Below are 15,012 nucleotides of genomic sequence, written 5' to 3' on the forward strand. Positions count from 1 at the left end.
TGAGTAGCATAGAATGAAGACGGAATAAAAGTGTTAAATAATCCATTCAAAAATTATATCGTTAGGTTCTATCACAATTCGGTCTAATACTTTTTCAACTAAAGCCCTCTTTTCAATAAAATCCATTGTTTGAAATTTAGTGAGGTATTTTTTGATGTCTTTTATTTCAATGTTAATCGCTTCATTTTGGGCTTCTGAATTTTTCTTGAGTAATATATCCTCTTTTTCTTTCTTACGTTTCTCAAGCCTTGTATTTAGGGTTTCCTTATCTAATTCTCCATCTTCATACAAATCGAGTAGGCGCACGATTTTCTCGTCAATTTTTTTAAGTGCTAATTCATAATTAGTTTTTCTTTTACTACTAACTGTTTTAGTTTGCCGATTTTCTATTAAAATATCTAAATTCTTTAAGAAAAGATCTTCTAGTGTATCGTTTTTAACTATTTGATTCATACACTTTTGTTCATACTCGCTAGGGTAACGCCTTGCTCTACACAAATATGATCGTACATAATATTTACCCTTTATTTTATTTTCCAATCTATAACTATAAGTTTTAAAATTCTCACCACAACATCCGCAATAGACGAAGCCACTAAACAAACTCTCTTTAGCTTTCCCAGCATTAGCGCCCTTAGGGTGACGTGCTAGTAATGCTTGTACTCTATCAAATTGTTCACTTGAAATTATTGAATCATGTATTCCCTCGAAGTATTCATCTCTATATTTAACTTCTCCAAGGTATAAACGATTACTTAGAATTTGACGAATTGTTGTAAATCGTCTTCCAGAGTAACCCTCTTCTTTTAAAGCATGCTGAATTTTTGTTATAGAATGATATTGCTCATACAAATCAAAAATTCTACGCACTTTTTCAGATTGGATTTCATCTATAACAAGTATATTGTTTCCGTTTCCGTCTATACCCTTCTTATAACCAGTGGGCATATGATTACCACTTACTAAACGATAGCCTGCCTCAATACGTTTTTTTATACCACTCTGCATACGTTCTGTAATGGTAGCTCGTTCGAGTTCTGCAAAAACAGCTAATATTCCTATCATAGCCATTCCAAAAGCTGTTGTTGTATCTAATGTTTCTGAAACACTCACAAAAGCTACATTGTTCAATAAAAAGTGGTCTTGAATTAATGTCATTGTATCTCTTTGTGATCTTGAAAGTCTGTCTAATCGATAAACCATTACCACATCAAATTCACTTAATCGAGATAATAAATTTTGTAGTTCAGGTCTATCCATATTAGCTCCACTATATGCTGCATCACTGAAATATTCAGTGACTTCCCATCCTTTCGATTTACACATAGCCTCCATTCTTTCTAATTGAATATCAATACTATAATTGCCATCTTGTGTGTGAGTACTATATCTACTGTATAATGCGACCCTTTTTTTCTTTTCCATAAATTCTCCCTCATTTTTATATTTAAAAAAAGAGTAGCAAGTAAGCCACTCTTATGTCTATTTATAAAAAATTAAAGTGAAACCTTAAAACTAAATGCCTTCCCAATAATGCGTGCCGGATTATCTAGGTTAACTATGTATGGCTCATGTTTTGGATTGTCTGGCATTAACAATATTGTATCTCCCTGTTTTTTTACACGTTTAAGAGTTGCTTCAGTATCTCCATTTACTAATACAGCTGCTATTTCTCCATTCTCAACTTCACTTTGTTCTCTAATTAACACTAAAGCTCCATTTGGGATTGTAGGTTCCATTGAGTCACCTTTTGCTTTTAAAGCGAAAATTTCTCCAGCTGGTAATGAATCAATTGGTTCATAAACATGATCTTCAATATTTTGTTCAGCTAAAATAGGTTCTCCACATGCAATTTCTCCAAGTACAGGCACCTTAATGAATTGGGAACTGTAAGGCATGATATTAGTTGCGCGTTTTTCAGTTAAATCAGATCTTTTTATTCCAAAATAATCTGCCATTGATTGAATTTTATCAGGACGAGGATATGTTTCAGCTTTCATCCAATTAGAAACTGTAGTCTCTGGAAAATTCAAATCTCTAGCCATATCAGTTTGGTTGATACCATTTCTCTTTAAAAAATATTGTAAGTTATTAACTAGGGTCTTTTTCATATCGAGTAAATCATCTTTTACCATGTTTTATCTCCTCCGTTAAATATATTCTACCGAAAATCGGTAGTTAAGTAAATAGAAAAATACCTATAAAAAGTACTTTTTTTTATATTTATAATTGACAATACGGTTTAACGGTATTATATTGGAATCAAGCGAAGTGACAGGAGGTGACAAAATGATTCAGATTTCATTAGAAGCAGCTCGTGTTAACGCAGAGTTAAAACAGGAAGTTGCTGCGAAAAAGCTTGGTATTACTGCAAAAACCCTTAGCAATTACGAACGCGGTATTACAGCTATACCTGGTCATGTTTTGAAAAAAGCTTCTAAATTATACAAAGTTCCCGAAGATTTAATTAGACTTCCACAAGTAGATGACGGGGATTTTAATGACGAAGATTTTTTTTTAATCGCTAGTACCGTTTAACGGTATTGTGGATAAGTAACAATTTTTATGATTGGAGTGATAAATATATGTTGAAAATAGTCATTCCGTATTTGGAAATTGGCGGAGAAAGAATTCCAACACCTGTCGGCTTGTCAGAATTACTCGAGTCGACATGGTCTTTGGATGCTGACAGAGAAAGAGTCAACAAAACTGCTAGCCAATATGATTTTATTCATTACAAAAATGAAAAAGGTCGATGGGTTACAAGATGTAAAAAGAAAGTTGGTGAACAAATTGAAAACAACCCCACAACAATGGCTAGCGATGTCGGATGAGGTTAAGCAGATTGAATTGAACAAGCGAGCGAAAAGGAGGTCTTAAAGTGGTTAAGGAAATCCCTTTGCAAAACGGTATGGTTGCTTTAGTGGATGATGAGGATTTCGAAAGGGTCAGTCATTATGTCTGGACAGTAAATAATGATGGTCGTGGCGGAGGAATGAAAGTCAGAACGACTATTCAAGGTAAAACTAAATCTTTAAGTAAAGTTATCCTTTGTATCGAAGAACGTCGAATAAGAGTGTTGCATAAAAACAAAAATTCCTTGGACTATAGAAAGGAAAACTTAATTGTAGGTGACGCCAAATTGAATGTTCTTATGAAAAAGGGGAACGAAAATTCTTCATCAAAATACAAAGGTGTAAGTTGGGATAAAAAATTACAGAAGTGGACAGCACAAACTCGAGAGAATGGAAAGAAAAAGCATCTAGGTGTTTTCTTAGATGAGGATGAAGCAGCCAAAGCTTATAACGAAGCAGTACTAAAAATATTCGGAGAAAATTGCTATTTGAATGTCATTGGTGAAAATAACAACACTGAAACTATCCAAATAGAAAAAGTTCAACAAACAAGAAAGAAAAACAAGACTGGTTTCAAAGGTGTTTATTTTAGCGGGAATTTATTTCAATCATCAATAACAACTGGCAAAAAGAGTGAACTATATTTAGGCACTTTCAACACACTAGAACAAGCTGCAAAAGCTTATGACCAAAAAGCCTATGAACTATATGGTGATAAATCTATTTTAAACTTTCCTGAATTAAAAAGCGAATATGAACAAGCATTGGCAGATGATTCGGATGTCCAATGGAAACAAGATCATCACACATAGTAATAGCAAAGTCATGATTCGATATGATGAATTACCACGGATATTAAATGCTACAGAAATACAGCAATGGAATCATATTGTTGCGAAGATTGAACGATTTCAAAATAACGAGTTGGAGAGGGGAGTTCAATGAAAATTAAGCCTGTACCAATATCATTAATCGCAAAAGCAATGGCTATGGCTGTTGCATTATGTAAGAAGTAAATCTATCAAACTATTTGGAGGTTGGGAGAATGAAAGCAGAATTGATTGTGGAAGGCATGGTTAACTCAATTCAAAAACGAATTGCTGAATACGAAGAGATTTCAAATGATTTAGCACACGATTATATTCAATCAGATAGGCCATTCCCAACGGAGATTAAACAGCGTTATGACAATATTGGCTCTTTGGCAGAAGGATTACAAGAAGCTGTAGACATCATTAAACGAGGTGACTACATGAAAGAAGATGTTGATTTGTCAGGGATTGATGGTGTTGGTTGAAAGGCTAAAAATCGAATATCGAAAGTGGTGAATAAAGATGACCGAACGTAATTTCAAAGGTTTAATTGTACGTCATAGAAAATCAGCAGTGTTTTTTGAAAGGAAGACAGACCTAAATATTGAGGGTTATGTATTGCCTCATTGGAAGGATCAAACACCTGTGGTTCAACCAAGTGAGTCGAGTTGTAAGTACATTTTTAATCAAGATGAGTTTAAGGAATTATTAGTTTACATGGAGCAAATCGCAAATGAGGCTTGGAAGAACTTCACACCGAAAGAAGCAGATAGCATGGGTGCTGACTATGCAGATTATTACGATAGGGAGTTTGATACTGAAGGCTCTTTATGGCTAGGAAAATACTATATCAGTTTGGAAGGTCCATTTAATCAACCTAAAACAAACAATCCAATTGTTCGATTATATAAATTCAAGAAGCGTAAATTTGAATCATTTATTTATGACTTGCAAAAAACACTAGGAGGTAATTTTAAATGAAATCAACAGGTATGGTTAGAAAAATTGATGAGTTGGGTCGTGTGGTTATTCCAAAAGAGCTAAGAAGAACTTTAGGATTTGATAATCAAGATCCATTAGAAATCTTCATTGATGGTGACAAGGTAATTTTAAAGAAGTACAAGCCTAATATGGCATGCGCTGTTACTGGTGAAGTATCAGACGACAATCTTGTTCTACTAGGTGGCAAATTGGTTCTAAGTCTAAATGAAGCTAAAAAGCTTGTCACTGAGATTGAGTTAAAGTAGGTGATTCCATGCGTATAGGCAACACACAGGCTGATGTATACGACAGAGAATCAGAATACTGGCAAGACATCGAAGACGCGCAGAATGCCCAAATTAAGGCACAAAAAAACTCGTCAAAGGGTGCAACCAATGGCGAGCTAAATAAATTATATGACACTGGTAGTGTACCACAGGAGGATGCGAAATGACAAAGACGAAAAATGAGCGTATCACAACTTTAGAAAACGAAGTAGCTGAATTAAAGCTAATCGTCCATGGATTACGTGGCAAGAAATCAATTGAGCCTTCCACAACTACTGTGGAGGACATCATCGAATTTGAAGGGCAGCAATATCGCAAGGTTGATCGTGTAGCACGTGAAGGTGATGTGGTTATTTCTTCTGCTATGACATCGTTTTTAGTTGAAAAAGGAAAGCCATATAAAGTCTCTTGTTTTGGTAGAGATTTAGTGCTTAACAAAGGAACATCTAACATTGTGGCTTTGTATAACGTTGGACGTACACCCGAAACAGTAAATGTTTACGAATTAATCAAGCCTAAACCACTAACACCAAATCAACAACGTGCTGAGATTATCGAGAAGGCTAAGAAGTTTGTTGAAAAGGTGAGTTCTCGTCAATCTTGTTGGACTGTTAATGAAATGGGCAACGAAACTTACAGACAAAGATGCACAGTTAATAAATTTATTATTAACAATGAAAAACGAACAGTGGTTGTATTAGTAAAAGGTGAAGATTCGGGAAAGATTTTTGAAAAAGGTATCGCAAAATGCAATCCAAATGACGTATTCAACGAACACATTGGAAAAGCCATTGCACTAGGACGAGCGCTTGGTCTCGATGTGAGTGAGTTTGAACAGGCGGTGCAGCCAAATCGAAGAACTGACAGCATGATAATGGAATGGAGAGGAAAGAAACGCATAATTTCTCCCAATTACATTGAAGGTGAAACTTGCGATTTTGATTCGGAAATAGCAAGATACGGCTCAATCATCAACGACACTAACACTAAATATGGTGAGGAATCATGAGCATATACACACTAAAAGAACTCAATGAAATGATGTATAACCTTCAACAATTAATACTGGATGGTGCAGATGAAGAAGAATTAAAAGTCTATATGGACACTATCTCGCTTGAACGTGAAGCTAAGCTAGAAGGTTATGCGATGGTCATTAAGAATTTAGAGAATGAAAATGCAGGTATTAAAGCTGAGGAAGATCGCTTTGCTAAACGTAGGAAGTACAACGAAAATGCGATTGCTCGTATGAAAGAACGAATGGCCGAAACATTAGAAACTGTTGAACCGGATGCAAAAGGTGTGAAGCGATTGAAAACAGAAAAGTTCACATTCAGTTTCCGCAAATCATCCAAGGTTGAAGTTTCAAATATTGATAGCCTTCCACAGGAATATGTAAAGGTGGAACGTACTATCAGCCGCGCTGAATTAGCAAAAGCACTAAAAGCAGGAGAGCAAATCGAAGGTGCTCAATTAATTGAAAATCAATCGTTAAGTATTCGATAGGAGGTTTGCTGATATGCCTAAAATCACAATTGATCCTCGTTTAGAGAATGACAAGGAGTTAAAAAAAGTATTAGACAAAATTAGAAGTGGTGTAGCTGGCCCAACAACCTTAAAGGTTATGTATGTTGGTAAAAGATATGGCGGTTTTCATTACGGAAAAGTCATTGAAGCAACAGCGCGTCATGCTAAACGTTCAAACGCTGATTATCCATACCCAAAGTATTGCACTAATGGTTGGCAAATTGATGATGAAGATGGCGACTCCTACACTATCTCAAATGATGGAGAAACATTTGAACGAGATTGGGTAGTGGTGCCAGACAGTTATGAAATAGGAACAATTTTATTAAAAGACTAGGAGGAAAAACACTTGAAAAAATTACTCAATCAAAAAGAACAACACTATGCTGATACACGCGAAGAGGCAGAGGAAATTGTAATTGCTGCTAAAGAAAATGAAGCACTTATTATGAATAAAATCAGCGAGAAGTACAACAAGTACGGACAGTATTTCCTTGTTGATTTAACGTACCAATACGGCACTCCAAAAGAGGTCATGGAAGGTAAGCCAGATGATGATTCGCCAGATGGTCAATTAACAATTGATGAAGTGGATCCTGAAGAAGAATTGTCGGAATTCGAAGATCCATTTGCAAATGCAGAAGAAAATAAAGATGTCTCTGATGACCAATTGCCATATTAATAGAAAAGGAGTGTGGAGGGCATGACACAAGAATTTGATTTCAGTACACACAGCGCTGAAACACTTGAAAAGGAAGGGAAAACGTATTGTTTATATGCTAATCCAGGTATGGGCAAAACACATACTTTGCGATATTTACCAGGTAAAACATTGGTTCTCGATATAGATCGTACTTCACAAGTATTAAAAGGTGAGCCTAATATCGATGTCATTTATGTAGACAATCAAAATACTTGGGAATATTGGGGAGCATTATTACTTCACTTGAAAGACATTAAAGGTAAATACGATAACATCGCAGTCGATAATGTTTCAGAATTAGAACGCTGCTTATTATCAGACTTAGGGTTTATCGGAAAAAATCAAGGTGTACCATCACAAGGTGATTATCAGAAAATGCAATTCAAAGTCGTAAACTCATTCCGTTGGATGAAGAACTTAGCGGATCGGATTGTATTTAACGCTTGGGAAACAACGGATATGTATACAGCAGCAGAAGGCACACACTACAACCGTTCGTACCCACAAATTAACCAAAAAATTATTAATAATGTACTAGGTTTATGTGATGTCGTTGGTCGTTTAATGATTAATGCAGAAGGTGAACGAGGTTTTGTCTTAGAAGGAACGAATAGTATTTATGCCAAAAATCAGCTAGACATTCGCAAGGGATGTAAGCAAGAGGAAATTTTCCTTTCGCCTTCCACAAATAATGAAACAACAGGAGGAAATAAATAATGTCATTCTTTAAATTTGATGAATCTAACGCAAGTGTAGCATTTGAATTAGTAGCAGAGGGGAAATACGAGGCCGTTATTGTAAATGCCGAAGCAGGTACTACTCAAGCCGGGAAACCAAAGCTTTCAGTAGACTTTGAGATTCGTAGTGATGTTCCGCAGAATCACCAAGGAGCGAAAATCTTATATAACACATTTACATTCGAACATGAGGTATCAGTGAAAATTGTAAATAGTTTGATCAAAGCATGTGGATTCCCTAATGGACATCCTTTCAACTCAGCTGAAGACATGGCGAAACAATTAATCAATAAAAATTTGAAAATCACTGTCAAACATGAGGAATATGACAAGATGGTTGACGGCAAGAAAGAAAAACGTACAGCTGCTAAAGCGAAATATTATGATGCATCTGATGTAAATCCGCCAGCACAAACAGGAGCGCCAATCACTGCTGGTAGTGATGAACTTCCATTCTAAATAAAACTTAATAGAGAGGTCTGTTTTAGGCGGACTTCTCTTTTTTATACCCAAATTTAGATTTTTAGGAGTGAAATACTATGAAAAGGAATGATTCTTGGAGTGCTATAGCTAAAGAATTACTTAAATGCCCACATCCTAATTGTCAACATATAGGGAAAGTGATAACAAAAGTGCATTGTCGTATTCATCATAATATGGAGCGTGAAGAATTGAAAAAGAAATACGGTATGCCAATTAGGTTGATTACTAGAAGCGAAGAACAAGTAAAGGCAGAAGCAAGAAGGTGATTAAATGAAAACACCCATAAATTTTAACGAAATACCATCAGAGTTAAGGTCACTTTCCCAGTGGATATTGTGGAAGTCAGAAGAAAAAGGCGAACGTTATACAAAAATACCCTATCAAACTGATGGTAATGAGGCTAGAAGTAATGACCGCAGAACATGGTCCACTTTTGCAACAGCAGCCAAGTTTTATACTGAATCAAATGCAGATGGTATTGGATTTGTATTCTCGCGACAAGACAGTTATATCGGTATCGACATTGATAAATGTGTTACGTATGCAGCAGATGATGCCGAAAAGGTAAATCCAATCATTAACAACTTTGCTAAAGAGATCATTGATACGCTGGACAGCTATACAGAGTTTAGTGTAAGTGGTACAGGCATTCACATCATCATCAAAGGAAGCCTTCCACAGTCTGTAGTGGGTACAGGGCGTAAAAGTGCAAAACACGGTCTTGAAATTTATCAATACGGCCGTTACTTCACAATGACAGGAAATCGTGAAAATTCCAATGAGATTTATGAACGGTCTGAAGAAGTAGCTGAAATCTTAGAAAAGTATTTTGATGACAGTGATATAAAAGGTCGAGTGAACCTTGCAGAATATGAAAACGATGAAATTAAACTTTCAAACGAAGCGCTTTGGGAGAAGATGTTTCGCAGTAAAAATGGTGATGCAATCAAAGCCTTATACAACGGCAACCTAATAGATGATGATCCATCTTCAACAGATTTAGCACTAACTAATCACCTTGCCTTTTGGACAGGGAAATCAGCTACTCGAATGGATTCAATGTTCCGTGAAACTGCACTTATTCGTGATAAATGGGACAGAATTCATTTTAGCGACACAGGTGAAACGTACGGTGAACGTACCATTGCAGAAGCTATTTCTTCTACCACTACAACGGTGCTGGACCATCAAAATGACAACGAGTTTTCATTCAGCTTCCACAGTGATGCTGTGGTGGTAGAAGAAGTTGAAAAACCAGCTCGTAAATTTAAATTAACTGACTTAGGAAATGCAGAGCGAATAGCGTATGAATACGGCCATGTAATTCGTTATATTCCATCGGTTGGGTGGTATATCTGGAACGGCAAGTATTGGGAGTTTGACGAAAAAGGAAAGTTACATCGAATTGTAGCTAAGGTAGTTCGTAAGCTTGGAGAATCAGATGATGAAACCGAACAAAAATGGGCTAGGCATTGTGAGAAACATAATGTGCGAGAAAGTGCTATTAAGGATTTGAAGGTATTAGTTCCAGGAGACCGTAGCGATTTTGACCAACATAAATATTTACTAAATGTAGCAAATGGCGTTGTGGACCTGAAAACAGGAAAGTTGCAGCCGCATGACAGGGAATTAAAGCTTACTAAAATAACAAATATCTCTTTTGACGAAAATGCAAAATGTCCAAATTGGTTAGCTTTTTTGGATCAAATATTTATGGGAGATAAAGAACTATCAGAATACATGCAGCGATTAATCGGCTATAGCCTAACTGGTGATATTTCAGAGCAAATTATGATGTTCTTGGTTGGTGGAGGTAGTAATGGTAAATCAACTTTTATCAACACAATCAAAGATCTTGTAGGCGAATATGGCAAGCAAGCTAAAGCTGATACTTTTATCAAGAAAAAAGAAACAGGTGCCAATAACGATATTGCTAGGTTAGTAGGTTCACGTTTTGTATCAGCGATTGAATCAGAAGAAGGCGAAAAGCTATCAGAATCATTTGTTAAGCAAATTACAGGTGGGGAGCCAGTGTTAGCTCGCTTCTTACGACAGGAGTACTTTGAGTACATTCCAGAGTTTAAAGTGTTTTTCACGACTAACCATAAGCCAATCATTGGTGGCTTGGATGAAGGTATATGGCGCCGTGTAAAGTTGATTCCATTTGATTTAAACTTGCCAGCTCATAAGCGTGATAAAAAGCTTCCAGAAAAGTTGTCATTAGAAATGAGTGGAATACTCAACTGGGCAATTGAAGGCTGCTTAAAGTGGCAGAAGGACGGTTTAATCGAACCAGCAGTGGTAGCGAAAGCAACAGGTAATTATAAAGAAGACATGGATATACTGGGGCCATTTTTAGCTGAGTGTTGTTATGTAGACAAAACCAATGAAAACATCAAAATTGAAGCAAAAGAATTGTATACCGTTTATGACAGTTTTGGTTATAAATCAGGTGAACGCACAGTGAGTAATCGTAGTTTTTACCGAATGTTGGAAACAAAAGGGTTTAAAAAAGAACGTGGTGCAGGAAATAGAAATTTTTTCACTGGTATTACTTTACAGGAGCGAGCGCCACAAGGAGTTACTTTTGAAGAAAAAATAGTTACAAAAGAGGCTGAAAATACATCATTTAAGCTAGTTTAGTAACTTTGAGTTAACAAAGTAACTCTCATTAGTAACTCTCGGAAATCCAGTCATATCAATGCTTTAAGAGTGTTTTTATATTACTAAAGTTACTTTTGTTATTTTGTTTTTATATTAATAAAAAAATAAAAAATATAAATATAAGTATATATAAGAGCGTAATGCACTTTTCGAGTAACGATTTTAACTAAAATTGCTTAAACCTATAGGGCTGTAACGCTCAAGGGAGTTACTTAAAAGTAACTGAGTTATTTTATAGGGGTAAAAACATGGTTTTTGAAAAAATAAGTAACTACCAAATTGTAAGGAAGTGGTATTTTTGAAAACCCTTCATGTACTATCGATGATTTGGAAAAGTGGTGCTGAAATATATCGGGATGAATCGGATGGTAGATTGTCGCTTAAAAACGCGAAGTTGGTTCCAGAGGAAGTATTGAAGGCAGTTGATCCGATTTTCGGTGAAATAGAAAAATGGTTCCAATCATGGGAAGGTGCTAGTGGAATCGATAAGCATATCCGAATGATGGTCCATCAAGCCTGTGGATGGCAGCACAATCCAAAGTTGAATGAATGGATATGTGCAGACGTTGATGCATTGATGTTGTTTATGGAGTGGCAAGAAACATTAGCTAAAAACGGATGGAACGACATTTACTCAGACTATCGACAATTCGAAAATGAAGCATCAAATATCATGAAGAAAAAATTGTACGAGAGTGCAGTTTTATACGCTAATCAAAATAAGTGATTTACAGCCGTTTTAAGACGTTTTAGGAGACGGATGATAAATATATCTAGCTTTGAAATAGAACGTGTGTGCGGTGCGTTAAATAAGCGAAAATGAGGAGGTTAAGAGAGTGAAGGCAATTACAATAAAACAACCATGGGCAACATTAATTGCTTTAGGCGAAAAACAATTTGAAACACGTTCATGGCAAACGAAATATCGAGGTCCAATCGCCATTCATGCAGGGAAATCGGTTGATAAAGAGGCTTGTATCGCTTTTACAGATATTCTAAAAAAACATGGTATTGCGTCAATAAAGGAACTTCCAACAGGTGCTGTTATAGCAACAGCAAATTTGTTAGATTGCCATAAAGTGATTTTTGATTATGGAGACAACGCAATTATGCACACTAAATTAAAAATCAGTGGTAATGAATACGATTTTGGTGATTATGACGAAGGGCGTTATGCTTGGGAGCTGGACAGTGTACAAGTTTTAATAAATCCATTACCTGCTAAAGGTCAATTAAGTTTATGGGAATGGAATGGTGATTCACAATGATTCACTACGCTTACAGCGATACAGAACTAAACAAAATCATGAAAACACTAACAATCGTGGTTGATACTCGCGAACAAGTGAACGGCCATATCCTTGAATATTTACGCAGCAAGGATGTGCCAATCAAATTAAAGAAGTTAGACACTGGCGATTACACAGCAATGCTACCAAAAAATGAAGAGCTCGGCATTATGCGAGATATTTATTTAAACAGTGGAGTTGAAAGAAAAGCCAGTGTAGACGAGATTGTAGGAAACTTAGGTAAGGACGAGCGTACACGTTTTGAAAATGAATTAATTCGAGCGCAGAATATGCCATTCACCATCCTTCTTGAAGATCCGGAAGGCTATAAAAAAATACTAAACGGCACCTACAGAAGTAAATACGACCCACTTGCATTACTTGGTTCGTTAAATACTTTCAAGGCTCGTTATGGCTTCGAAATTGTCTACTTAGATAATAAGTTTAGTGGAAATTGGATATATCATCATTTCTATTACCAAATGAAGAACTATCTAAAGAGAGGGGCGTTCTAACCATCGTGAACATGCGCAATGGGATTCCTATTGTTCAGTCGGTGAAGAAGTCAAAACAGCCACAGGGTAGATTGTGGAAGGCCATACCTAATCCATTTACAAAGTATATCGAGTTGTTCATGACAGTGGATGGTTGTGAAGTCAGTATTATCATGCCTTACGATTTCGAATGGATTCAACAGTATTTAAACAAGGGTTGGATCGAGAGAGGAGTGTGGGTTATATGAAGAAGTCCGAAATACAGCAAAAGCGTAACGAGATATTAAAGAAAATCGATGCGTTGCAGTCAAAATGTAACTGTTTTTCAGCCGAAGAATCATCTACCTGTTCGAACTGTAAGGAAATAGCTGAGCATGGTCAGATGTTACTTCACTTGTCAAATAAACGCTTAACAGTTTCAGGCGCTGATGCTAAACCTAAAAAACGTAAACCAGATGTAGCACTTGTGATTACGAAATCCCAATACCATGAATATAAAAAGCAAATGAAAAAGGATAAAGAGATAGCCGCCATTTTTAATGTTAGTGCTTCTACATTGAGCAAATGGAAACGGAAGAACAAGATTGCGAGATAGAAAAAATATAAGGTAGGGGGTGAAGGATTGGAGTTAAATAAGATATATCAAGGGCATTGTCTTGATGTACTTAAAACACTACACAACGATAGTGTAAATACTGTAGTTACAAGTCCTCCTTATTGGGGGCTACGTGATTATGGGGTGGATGGTCAAATAGGACTTGAAAATTCAGTAGAGGAATATGTCTCAGCACTTGTAGAAGTGTTTCGGCAAATTAAACGGATCCTGAAAGATGATGGAACAGTTTGGTTGAACCTTGGTGATGCATATGCAGGAAGTGGCAAAGGTGCATGGGCTCAAAAGGACAAACAAAAACATGTCTATGTTCCCAACCCTAAAGGCAGCGAAACAAAAATCAACAATGTTCCTATTGGATTAAAGCCAAAAGATTTAATTGGACTACCTTGGCGTGTAGCATTCGCTTTACAAGCTGATGGATGGTATTTAAGACAGGATATTATTTGGAATAAGCCGAATCCGATGCCTGAAAGTGTAACTGATCGGCCAACTAAATCACATGAATATATTTTTCTATTAAGCAAGCAGCCTAAATACTATTACGATCATGAAGCAATAAAAGAACCAGCTGTATATGGAACACAAGATGTCAGGGGATCTCGAGGTGCATTGGGAGAACCGCAAAAAGCAAGACGTATTGATAAGCCTAGAGGCTCTTTTGATGGAAAGTATGGTAATGATGCTAGAGATAAGCGAAATAAACGATCAGTTTGGACAGTCACAACAAAGGCTTTAAGAGAGGCTCATTTCGCTACCTTTCCGGAAGATTTAATAGAACCATGTGTTTTAGCTGGTTGTCCTTTGGATGGGGTTGTAATGGATCCATTCTTTGGTTCAGGAACAACAGGATTGGTCGCATTAAAACATGGCCGTAATTTTATTGGAATAGAGCTTAATCCTGATTATATAAAAATAGCTGAAAAGCGATTAAGTAAAGTACAGCTGGAACTAATTCATGAATTAGGATGCTGAACATAAAAGAATAAACAAACAAGGTAGGTGCTGCACATGTATGAATGGTTGCGGGATTACCAAAGAATTGAAGACGATATTGCCTATCTTGAATTTAATCTCGAACAATCACAGAGGGAATTAAAGCGCTGGGTAGAAGGTGATCTGATGGGAGTTAAATTAACTGCTGAATCAGATGGTGCCAAGCTAGAAGAACGAATTGAGCGTATTAAAAATGAACTTCAAATAAAAGAAAAAGAACGAGAAAACTTCATAAAGCTAATTAGTAAATTTAAAGGATTGGACCATAAAATCCTAAGATTAAAGTATGTGGACGGCCTAACACTTGAAGACATCGCAGAGGAATTAAACTATAGTGCCAGCTACATATATAAGAAACATGCTGAAATAGCTAAAATGATTCGATTTGCACATGAGATAAAACTTTCACTTTACTGACACCAAGTTATCTGAATAGAACCTATTGAATATCTGTTATATGATGGTAATGTCAAAAAGCGCACGGAAATGCGTTAACAAAATAACAACTACAAAATAAACACGTTTGCTTGTACGTGTATGTCGGGAACAAGCATGAGAGGCTACTAAATTG

General features: G+C 36.3%; 23 protein-coding genes. 21 read left to right on the plus strand and 2 right to left on the minus strand.

The genetic code is table 11. The features are described from left to right. Nucleotides 1-33 precede the first annotated feature (33 nt). Together PI85_RS09480 and PI85_RS09485 are read right to left on the minus strand one after the other, a co-directional pair. Entirely contained in the window at nucleotides 34-1,425 is a 1,392-nt protein-coding gene (locus PI85_RS09480; RefSeq protein ID WP_036123169.1) for a recombinase family protein, read from the minus strand. A 71-nt stretch (nucleotides 1,426-1,496) separates the two neighbouring features. Next, the gene (locus PI85_RS09485) at nucleotides 1,497-2,135 is read right to left on the minus strand and encodes a LexA family transcriptional regulator (protein ID WP_235318474.1); all 639 of its coding nucleotides are present in this window, start codon (nucleotides 2,133-2,135) and stop codon (nucleotides 1,497-1,499) included. Between the two features lie 154 nt (nucleotides 2,136-2,289). Between PI85_RS09485 and PI85_RS09490 the strand changes: the two genes are divergently transcribed. The 21 genes from PI85_RS09490 (at nucleotide 2,290) to PI85_RS09595 (ending at nucleotide 14,858) form a co-directional block, all read left to right on the plus strand. After that, entirely contained in the window at nucleotides 2,290-2,538 is a 249-nt protein-coding gene (locus PI85_RS09490) for a helix-turn-helix transcriptional regulator (RefSeq protein WP_036123171.1), read from the plus strand. 47 nt (nucleotides 2,539-2,585) lie between these two features. Continuing rightward, nucleotides 2,586-2,834, plus strand: coding sequence for a hypothetical protein (locus PI85_RS09495; protein WP_036123175.1), 249 nt, complete (start codon nucleotides 2,586-2,588; stop codon nucleotides 2,832-2,834). A gap of 47 nt (nucleotides 2,835-2,881) precedes the next feature. Next, nucleotides 2,882-3,667: an AP2 domain-containing protein gene (locus PI85_RS23570; RefSeq protein WP_052323503.1), complete on the plus strand. Its 786-nt coding sequence runs from the start codon at nucleotides 2,882-2,884 to the stop codon at nucleotides 3,665-3,667. Between the two features lie 233 nt (nucleotides 3,668-3,900). Next, a complete protein-coding gene (locus tag PI85_RS09505; RefSeq protein ID WP_036123177.1) occupies nucleotides 3,901-4,152 on the plus strand; it encodes a hypothetical protein in 252 nt (83 codons plus the stop codon). Nucleotides 4,153-4,189: 37 nt separating this feature from the next. Then, entirely contained in the window at nucleotides 4,190-4,648 is a 459-nt protein-coding gene (locus PI85_RS09510) for a hypothetical protein (RefSeq protein ID WP_036123180.1), read from the plus strand. After that, on the plus strand, nucleotides 4,645-4,914 hold the full coding sequence (locus PI85_RS09515; RefSeq protein ID WP_036123183.1) for an AbrB/MazE/SpoVT family DNA-binding domain-containing protein: 270 nt from the start codon (nucleotides 4,645-4,647) through the stop codon (nucleotides 4,912-4,914). The genes PI85_RS09510 and PI85_RS09515 overlap by 4 nt, the downstream gene beginning before the upstream one ends. Before the next feature lie 8 nt (nucleotides 4,915-4,922). Further along, a complete protein-coding gene (locus PI85_RS09520) occupies nucleotides 4,923-5,102 on the plus strand; it encodes a hypothetical protein (RefSeq protein WP_036123186.1) in 180 nt (59 codons plus the stop codon). After that, a complete protein-coding gene (locus PI85_RS09525; protein ID WP_036123188.1) occupies nucleotides 5,099-5,944 on the plus strand; it encodes a hypothetical protein in 846 nt (281 codons plus the stop codon). The genes PI85_RS09520 and PI85_RS09525 overlap by 4 nt, the downstream gene beginning before the upstream one ends. Continuing rightward, nucleotides 5,941-6,441: a siphovirus Gp157 family protein gene (locus tag PI85_RS23575; protein ID WP_052323505.1), complete on the plus strand. Its 501-nt coding sequence runs from the start codon at nucleotides 5,941-5,943 to the stop codon at nucleotides 6,439-6,441. Before PI85_RS09525 ends, PI85_RS23575 begins: the two co-directional genes overlap by 4 nt. A 13-nt stretch (nucleotides 6,442-6,454) precedes the next feature. Continuing rightward, nucleotides 6,455-6,799, plus strand: a complete 345-nt coding sequence (locus PI85_RS09535; RefSeq protein WP_036123191.1) for a hypothetical protein — start codon at nucleotides 6,455-6,457, stop codon at nucleotides 6,797-6,799. Nucleotides 6,800-6,811: 12 nt separating this feature from the next. Further along, entirely contained in the window at nucleotides 6,812-7,144 is a 333-nt protein-coding gene (locus tag PI85_RS09540) for a hypothetical protein (RefSeq protein WP_036123194.1), read from the plus strand. A 21-nt stretch (nucleotides 7,145-7,165) separates the two neighbouring features. After that, nucleotides 7,166-7,882, plus strand: coding sequence for an AAA family ATPase (locus PI85_RS09545; protein ID WP_036123197.1), 717 nt, complete (start codon nucleotides 7,166-7,168; stop codon nucleotides 7,880-7,882). Further along, nucleotides 7,882-8,361 carry a DUF669 domain-containing protein gene (locus PI85_RS09550; RefSeq protein ID WP_036123200.1) on the plus strand — a complete coding sequence of 160 codons (480 nt, stop codon included), beginning with the start codon at nucleotides 7,882-7,884 and terminating at the stop codon, nucleotides 8,359-8,361. The genes PI85_RS09545 and PI85_RS09550 overlap by 1 nt, the downstream gene beginning before the upstream one ends. Before the next feature lie 80 nt (nucleotides 8,362-8,441). Next, on the plus strand, nucleotides 8,442-8,651 hold the full coding sequence (locus PI85_RS09555; RefSeq protein ID WP_036123202.1) for a hypothetical protein: 210 nt from the start codon (nucleotides 8,442-8,444) through the stop codon (nucleotides 8,649-8,651). 4 nt (nucleotides 8,652-8,655) lie between these two features. Continuing rightward, entirely contained in the window at nucleotides 8,656-11,028 is a 2,373-nt protein-coding gene (locus PI85_RS09560) for a phage/plasmid primase, P4 family (protein WP_036123205.1), read from the plus strand. Nucleotides 11,029-11,347: 319 nt separating this feature from the next. Next, nucleotides 11,348-11,776, plus strand: coding sequence for a hypothetical protein (locus PI85_RS09565; RefSeq protein WP_036123208.1), 429 nt, complete (start codon nucleotides 11,348-11,350; stop codon nucleotides 11,774-11,776). Between the two features lie 109 nt (nucleotides 11,777-11,885). After that, on the plus strand, nucleotides 11,886-12,317 hold the full coding sequence (locus PI85_RS09570) for an ASCH domain-containing protein (RefSeq protein WP_036123211.1): 432 nt from the start codon (nucleotides 11,886-11,888) through the stop codon (nucleotides 12,315-12,317). Further along, nucleotides 12,314-12,853 (plus strand): ERCC4 domain-containing protein, encoded by a 540-nt coding sequence (locus PI85_RS09575; protein ID WP_036123214.1) that lies wholly within the window; start codon nucleotides 12,314-12,316, stop codon nucleotides 12,851-12,853. Before PI85_RS09570 ends, PI85_RS09575 begins: the two co-directional genes overlap by 4 nt. Nucleotides 12,854-13,076: 223 nt before the next feature. Next, nucleotides 13,077-13,427 carry a hypothetical protein gene (locus PI85_RS09585; protein ID WP_036123219.1) on the plus strand — a complete coding sequence of 117 codons (351 nt, stop codon included), beginning with the start codon at nucleotides 13,077-13,079 and terminating at the stop codon, nucleotides 13,425-13,427. Nucleotides 13,428-13,454: 27 nt separating this feature from the next. Beyond that, the gene (locus tag PI85_RS23580) at nucleotides 13,455-14,420 is read left to right on the plus strand and encodes a site-specific DNA-methyltransferase (RefSeq protein ID WP_052323507.1); all 966 of its coding nucleotides are present in this window, start codon (nucleotides 13,455-13,457) and stop codon (nucleotides 14,418-14,420) included. 36 nt (nucleotides 14,421-14,456) lie between these two features. Further along, a complete protein-coding gene (locus PI85_RS09595; RefSeq protein WP_036123221.1) occupies nucleotides 14,457-14,858 on the plus strand; it encodes a DUF1492 domain-containing protein in 402 nt (133 codons plus the stop codon). Nucleotides 14,859-15,012: the final 154 nt, after the last annotated feature.

The organism is Lysinibacillus sp. A1, assembly GCF_000801965.1.
GTDB classification, from domain to species: Bacteria; Bacillota; Bacilli; order Bacillales_A; family Planococcaceae; genus Lysinibacillus; species Lysinibacillus fusiformis.

Bases quoted from the DNA above. Each gene is read 5' to 3' on its own strand.
- PI85_RS09560 (WP_036123205.1), top strand. From the start codon at position 8,656: ATGAAAACACCCATAAATTTTAACGAAATACCATCAGAGTTAAGGTCA.
- PI85_RS09550 (WP_036123200.1), top strand. From the start codon at position 7,882: ATGTCATTCTTTAAATTTGATGAATCTAACGCAAGTGTAGCATTTGAA.
- PI85_RS09505 (WP_036123177.1), top strand. From the start codon at position 3,901: ATGAAAGCAGAATTGATTGTGGAAGGCATGGTTAACTCAATTCAAAAA.
- PI85_RS09515 (WP_036123183.1), top strand. From the start codon at position 4,645: ATGAAATCAACAGGTATGGTTAGAAAAATTGATGAGTTGGGTCGTGTG.
- PI85_RS09585 (WP_036123219.1), top strand. From the start codon at position 13,077: ATGAAGAAGTCCGAAATACAGCAAAAGCGTAACGAGATATTAAAGAAA.
- PI85_RS09555 (WP_036123202.1), top strand. From the start codon at position 8,442: ATGAAAAGGAATGATTCTTGGAGTGCTATAGCTAAAGAATTACTTAAA.
- PI85_RS23575 (WP_052323505.1), top strand. From the start codon at position 5,941: ATGAGCATATACACACTAAAAGAACTCAATGAAATGATGTATAACCTT.
- PI85_RS09525 (WP_036123188.1), top strand. From the start codon at position 5,099: ATGACAAAGACGAAAAATGAGCGTATCACAACTTTAGAAAACGAAGTA.
- PI85_RS09480 (WP_036123169.1), bottom strand. From the start codon at position 1,425: ATGGAAAAGAAAAAAAGGGTCGCATTATACAGTAGATATAGTACTCAC.
- PI85_RS09535 (WP_036123191.1), top strand. From the start codon at position 6,455: ATGCCTAAAATCACAATTGATCCTCGTTTAGAGAATGACAAGGAGTTA.
- PI85_RS09595 (WP_036123221.1), top strand. From the start codon at position 14,457: ATGTATGAATGGTTGCGGGATTACCAAAGAATTGAAGACGATATTGCC.
- PI85_RS09490 (WP_036123171.1), top strand. From the start codon at position 2,290: ATGATTCAGATTTCATTAGAAGCAGCTCGTGTTAACGCAGAGTTAAAA.
- PI85_RS09495 (WP_036123175.1), top strand. From the start codon at position 2,586: ATGTTGAAAATAGTCATTCCGTATTTGGAAATTGGCGGAGAAAGAATT.
- PI85_RS09485 (WP_235318474.1), bottom strand. From the start codon at position 2,135: ATGGTAAAAGATGATTTACTCGATATGAAAAAGACCCTAGTTAATAAC.
- PI85_RS09545 (WP_036123197.1), top strand. From the start codon at position 7,166: ATGACACAAGAATTTGATTTCAGTACACACAGCGCTGAAACACTTGAA.
- PI85_RS09520 (WP_036123186.1), top strand. From the start codon at position 4,923: ATGCGTATAGGCAACACACAGGCTGATGTATACGACAGAGAATCAGAA.
- PI85_RS09575 (WP_036123214.1), top strand. From the start codon at position 12,314: ATGATTCACTACGCTTACAGCGATACAGAACTAAACAAAATCATGAAA.
- PI85_RS09510 (WP_036123180.1), top strand. From the start codon at position 4,190: ATGACCGAACGTAATTTCAAAGGTTTAATTGTACGTCATAGAAAATCA.